General features: G+C 37.6%; 3 protein-coding genes. All 3 read right to left on the reverse strand.

The features are described 5' to 3' along the window. A partial coding sequence (locus QHH19_06180; protein ID MDH7517913.1) for a DUF2341 domain-containing protein occupies nucleotides 1–856 on the reverse strand: 856 nt, incomplete at its 3' end. Nucleotides 857–888: 32 nt separating this feature from the next. Further along, entirely contained in the window at nucleotides 889–3,774 is a 2,886-nt protein-coding gene (locus QHH19_06185; protein MDH7517914.1) for a hypothetical protein, read from the reverse strand. Between the two features lie 63 nt (nucleotides 3,775–3,837). Then, nucleotides 3,838–7,044 (reverse strand): hypothetical protein (locus QHH19_06190; GenBank protein ID MDH7517915.1); only part of this gene is annotated, 3,207 nt, incomplete at its 5' end.

Genomic DNA, 7,044 nt, shown 5'->3' on the forward strand with positions numbered 1-7,044 from the left:
CACCACCAAAAGCAATAGAAGGATTCTCATTTCTATATTGATAAATAGGGTGATAATCAGAATATATTATAAACTCTGGAATAACAACAGCACCATTTGCATCGTAAATAACGCCCCTAATGTCTTGTCGAATAAAAATCGTGGTTCCCTGTTCCCAGGCAACCAAGAATCTATTATTCCCATATTCAACATCTGGATCCCAAGCTCCCTCATTTCCTGCATGGAAAGATATCTGAAAATCATTCCATTCTTTCGGTGTCCAATCTGTGAAGACACTATAAAAATCACTTTGACCTTGTGCACTGGGGTTACCATAAAACAGGTACATATTGCTTGTTCCTGTTGGAATCATTGGAACTTTAACCCATACTGTTGCTTGAGTTGAGCTTTGGCTTTCTATCCAGTAATCAAGCCATGTTGTTGAACCCTCGTGTTTAAAACGAAGATCATCATAATCAGATTGCATATCAGAATCATAATCAATAATCAATTTAACAGCATAGTTTAAAAGAGGGTTACCAACGTTATTTGTTAATTGGATAGGTTTCATCCTACTCCAAGAGGGATCAGTCCAAACTGAGTAGGTGTTTTTCATCTTTATTACGCCATTAACCAGCTCATAATCATATGAATAATATGGGTCTATGTTTTCCTCTGTGTTAAATAGGTCCTCCCATGTAAAATATGGGTCATCCAGTAGTGGCTGTATAGAGGGTATTGGTGGCTTTGTATATTTTGATGTAAGTATTTTTTTAGGTTGAATAAAACCCTGTACTGTTGTTGACATTATTAGCAGAACAAGGATTAGAACACTTACGCTTATTTTTCTAAATATCTTATTTTTTGTTTTCTCCATATTTATTTTTCCTCCCTTAAATTATTATTTAATTAGGCGACAATGGTATACCAATTATATTCCCATAGTAGATATACATGGTCAATTGTCCCACCAACATAGTATTCCAGCCATGCATGCGGCAGCCACTGACCAGGTTCCTTGTACCATTTTAGTTTAAAGTACAGGCTAGCATCTAAAATCCTTATATCAACACCAAATCTATCCTTGTATGTGGCATTGATTTGAATAGCTAGGATATTCGCTTGGTTTGTGTTATCATTTATTGTGAAAAAACCACAATCTGTAGGGCTTGAACCCTGTTTCCAGTTCCAGCTGATATCAAAATGAATATGTTGCGATATTATCACATAACCATGGAACTTGAAGTTCTCAACTAACTCATCGAGGTTAAAGTCCAGTTGGGTTGGCTCTGCCTGGTAAAAATCTATTTCAAAACCAGCTGATTCACCAACCGCCCATGTACCAGTGAAATGACAATTCTTCCCAGTGAGAGCTATGTTTACATTGAAGTTTTCAAACAGATTCAGACTACCACTTAAATCTAAATCCTCAACCTTTAGCTGAGGCCCTGATGTATCAAGATCCCAATCTGCCTTGAAGTTATCAGCTGCTATAGAGCCTGCGGTGATCGATAAAGAGGTACCAGATGCTAAGTTACTTATCTGAAAAGCATTATCTAGTAAATCATTTTGAGTATCGAACTTGAAATAACCGTCCTCTGCAATCTTACCCTCCATATCAATATAACCATTGCCTATACTCAGTTGATTACTTATTAGTAAATCATCAAAGACCAGGCTTAGTTTTATTGGGTCTTTTTGCCCAGATGAAGACCATCTTTGAGCATGTAGATGACCTTTTAATTGATTCCACCAAAACTTGCCCATACCATATGCGTTACCAGGTATGTTATATATTTTAAGCAATGGAACTGCAATATTTGGGAGATAAAAGTTTGCTTCACCGAAATCTGAGCTAGCTGTTCTCTCAGCTTTCGCATAGAAATAGTTGTTAGGATTCACAAAGAAGTTATCTGGGTTAGGATCCACGTAAACTGTTCCCTCTATACTTGTTCTCCCATGGTTAGCAAAACTACCACTTGGAATTTGGAAGAAAACCATATCAGGATCATTATCTGGATCAGGCTTTGGATAAAACAGGGTGATATCACCAAGTGAACTACTTATGTCATGTTGAACATAACCAAGGGCATCAATCTGCAACATACTACCATTATTTATTTCAAGAGAAGCACCGGCTTCAAACCTACGAGAAGTAGGTATGCTTTTTACACTAAACCAAGTAACATCTTTTTTAGCTGGATCAGCCTTCGGGTAGTATATAACGATTTCATCAAGTTTACTACTCATAGTCAAACTAGCATAACCTACAGTATTAACATATAACAACTTACCTTGGACAATAGTGATATCTGCATCAAGATCCCATTTGAATTCTGCAAATGTTGGTATACCCTTAAGTGCTATCTTTTGCTCAAACCACGGGGAACTCAGTTTAAGACCGACATTAAACTTATGGCTTGCGTAATAAATAAAGTTCCCACCAATAGGATTCTGATCACCGATCATATTAAGATCAAAAGCCATATATTTCCCAGGCCCAACAAGCTCATTTGGTACACTATCAAGAGACAAAGTAAATGAAAAAGTTGCGTTTTCCTCCTCAGCAGTACTACCACCTTTTAAAAGATTTGAACTGAACGTTATATCTGTTGGCTCACTAGATGCACTATGATAGTAAAAAAGTGTTTTACCAGATAATGGGATAAGCTGTGTTACCACATAACAAGCAGGATCAAATTCTACACAGAACTCTATGTTATAAGTTGGAATATCCATGTTACGTTGCCAAGCTTGAAAAGCAAATAAAACATCGTTTTTTGCGGTTCCAATGATATCATTTGGATCCATCTCATGCTGAAAAATAGCTGGCCTAAAAATATTATCTTTACCTACAGCAAAAGTTTTTTCAAATCTCATAGGGATTTTTTGGCCCTGACGTGAACGATATCCTACCCTTGTAACAATATAGTCTTTTTCAGCAGCCAATGTTCCTATTTTACTATATGGCTCAGTTCCAACATCATTTCCAACATCAGTTCCAACAGTTCCAAGGGCCTCTGTTTGATAGACTCCGACATTTTCTCTTTGGTAAATAGGTGATTTAGATAATAGTTTGTTAACAAATTGGTTTAACAGGTTATTAGATGTCGTTTTTTGGCTGGAAATCGCTAAAAAATTTTTGATAATATTTATCAAACCTGATGAGGCATCTATAGGTTTGTTGTTGATTACATCGAGATTGACATGGAACTCCTGCCATACCTCCAACTCTGCCATCTGGTCATCTAAACAATCACCAATCTGCATGAAATCAAAAGCAACAGCCCATGCTGGATGATTTTTAGTAGTACCATCTGGCATAATCTCATCAATACCGTATTTAAAGAAACCGAAACCTGTTTCAATTTCAGCAAGACCATCCCCATCTACATCAAATTTTATAGGAGTTCTATACTTCGGATCTGAGAGTTTACCACGTATCATCTGTGGGGTAATTGAAACCTGTTTCTGGAAACTTTGACCCTTGTAAACCACGTTTATCCATAAACCAAATATTTCATTGCCGCCTAGTGAAGGCTGTGGGTTAGATTGATGTGTTTGTTTAACTGGTTGGTACAATGATTCATCCATATTCAGATATTTATCTACTGTTTGTTTTAGGATTTGCATTGTTGTTGTATCAGGTTGCTGAGGTTGAACAAGCTGATCTGATTCTATTTCAGTAATAATTTTTTTGGTTGCCTTAACTGCTAGATCATAGGAAGCAACCGCATTTGACATGCTAAAACATATCATACATAATGTTATAACTAAAATTATTGTTTTTTTCATTCTACAATTTCACCTCTTCTTCATATATATTTATTAGTAATAGTATTTATATCTTACTATATCTTACTTTATTATTGGTTTGATAAGATAATTTTTTTGTTTAATATTTAAAATAGGTTGATTGTTAATTTGGTTCATCTCTTGTTGGCTGTTAATAATAGGCTGACTGTTAACTTGTACACTTTGTTGATTTACTACTACTTGGTTGGTAACTGGGATTGATTGTGCATTAAGATTAATAATTAGTAGTGTTAAATTCCCCCAGGCACTTTCGGCACCGTAGATATCTTTTGCTTTACAACCAACTGTGATAACTTTAATTATCGTAGAAACCGTCCATGTATGTGTAACTGTTTGTCCATAGCTAGTTGGGAATGGGCCAAACCATCCTGTGTTGGTAGTGTCTCCCCAGTCTATATAGTAGTAGACATCGTCTCCATCTGAATCAGAAGTTATAATTGTGAATGTGTATTCAACATTTGGTGATATAATCATAAAACCTGGGATTATTTCGTTACCTGATGACAACGTTGGCCTGTTCGGTGGGTGATTAAATGGTTCCATAGTTTTGAAATACCATATAGGGCCCTCTGTTGATGCACCGTTATTGTCATGTGCAATAATCTTCCAGTAATATGTTGTATTATGGTTCATTGTACCAGGATCATATTTTTTTTCTGTTTGGCCAATAGATACTAGGGGCGGTGGGCTTTCAATACCAAAGTAAACATCATAAGTTAATGTGTCTCCATCCGGATCGGTACAAGTCCAGCTTAAATCAGCTTGGATATCTACATTTATCGCACCATTAGCAGGATTTGGATTGCTTGGTGTGTTTGGCGGGTTATTGGTTTTTGTTGTAAAACTCCAAATAGGACCAACTGTTGATGCACCATAGTTATCCCATGATACTATCTTCCAGTAGTATGTGGTACCATAGTTTAACATACCTGGGTCATATGTTGTAGCACTTTGGTTTGCTACAATTTTTGGTGGAGGGGTTGTGGTACCAAAATAAACATCATAAGTGACAATATCACCATCTGGGTCACCACCGGACCAGCTAAGATCAACATTTAAATTAACATTTGTTGCACCATCTGATGGATACGGGTTGTAAGGCGTATACGGCGGGTTGTTAAACCGGGTGGTAAAACTCCAAATAGGACCAACAGCAGAACCACCATAATTATCCCAAGCAACAATACGCCAATAATAAGTGGTACCAAAAGCAAGATCACCGGGAGGATCATAGCTTGTTGAAGTTTGATTACCAACTACCTTAGGTGGTGGACTTACAGTACCAAAATAAACATCATAAGTGACAGGATCACCATCTGGGTCACCACCAGTCCAACTGAGTATTGCATCGATGTCAATATTAGATGCTCCATCAGATGGGTTGGGGTTGCTTGGTGTGTATGGTGGGCTGTTTGCGATGGTTGTAAAACTCCACACAGGGCCAGGTGTTGATTCCCCAAAGCTATCCCATGCTACTATCTTCCAGTAATATAGGGTGTTATAGTTCAGGGTATATAGATCATAAGTTGTTGTCGTATGACCATAGACTAAAATAGGCGGCGGGTTTGTTGTACCAAAGTAAATATCATAAACCACAGTATCACCAGGGTCAGGGTCACCACCAGTCCAGCTAAGATCAGCAGTTATTGGAACATTAGTTGCCCCGTTAGCAGGGCTTGGGTTACTAGGTGTGTTTGGTGGATGATTTGTCCTTGTTGTAAAACTCCAAATAGGACCAACTGTTGACGCACCATAGTTATCCCATGATACTATCTTCCAGTAATATAGGGTGTTATAGTTCATGGTACCAGGATCATAGGTTGTACCAGACTGATTACCAACCACTTTAGGAGGAGAGCTAGTTGTACCGAAATAAACATCATAAGTAACAGGATCACCATCAGGGTCACCACCAGACCAGCTAAGATCAGCATTCAAATTAACATTCACTGCACCATTTGGCGGATAAGGATTACTGGGCACATATGGTGGGTTGTTAGCCCTAGTTGTAAAACTCCAAATAGGACCAACAGCAAAACCACCATAATTATCCCAAGCAACAATACGCCAATAATAGGTTGTAACAAAGCTAAGAGTACCAGGATCATAGGTTGTACCAGACTGATTACTAACCACTTTAGGAGGAGAGCTAGTTGTACCGAAATAAACATCATAAGTAACAGGATCACCATCAGGGTCACCACCAGACCAGCTTAAATCAGCTTGGATATCAACGTTTGTCGCACCATTAGCAGGATCTGGGTTACTTGGTGTATATGGAGGAGTATTAGGATAGTAGCTTACACCCCACATGTCAATCGTTGGAGTAGTAGATGGGTTTGTTCTTGTAAGAGTAGCCATCAACCTAATCTTTTTAGCGGTTAAACCAGATAAGTCATAACCATTTGATACACCATGAAGTAAAACTACGCCGGTATCACCATGTAATATATCAAAAACAATACCGCTACCAGAGGAGACTTCGATAAATTTATCCCAATAAGCTAAATCACCTGGTTGGATTTTAACAGAAGTAACATGGGCAGTTAAAACAATTTCTTTTTCAGTACCAACAACTATTGATACACTAGACCCAGCTAAAAACAAATTCAACATATTACCATATGAATCAGGGTAAGAAGAGCTTGTAATTCTTTCATCCTCCCATGTAACAAAGATTTTACCAGCACCTACTGCTGCATTCGCCCAGTCAGCATCAGCATTTCCCCCAACAGAAACAAGAACATCGCCTGTAATAACAGCACCGTTAGAGGATACTAACTTACCATAAATTTTACTACCACCATTATATGTCACAAAAAATAATGTATCCAGATAAGGCACTATATCAGTTCTTATATACTCACCATAACTAATTATAAAATCTGAAACAACAACATTACCAGATGTATCTAAAATAGCCCCCCAGATATTACCCCACCAATCACCACTACTTATATCACCATCATTCCAAGTAACAAGAAAACGCTGGGTAGTTGTACAAAACTCTACACAAGGGAAATTATAATCAATATTTGCGTTGCCATCAGCTAATTTAACAGGTGCATTTAGCGGGTTTAAATCTTTGTCAAATAAACCAGCATAAATATCAAAAGGCCCATTATTCGCTGTTTCCCCATCCTCCCAGACAATCAAATATCTTTGATTAATTGGATCAAAAGCAACCCATGGTTCACACTGAGAATTTGCAGCAGTACAAATAGTTTTCTCAGAACCAACAGGATTACC

The sequence above is a fragment of the Candidatus Thermoplasmatota archaeon genome, assembly GCA_029907305.1.
Lineage (GTDB): Archaea > Thermoplasmatota > E2 > DHVEG-1 > DHVEG-1 > JARYMC01.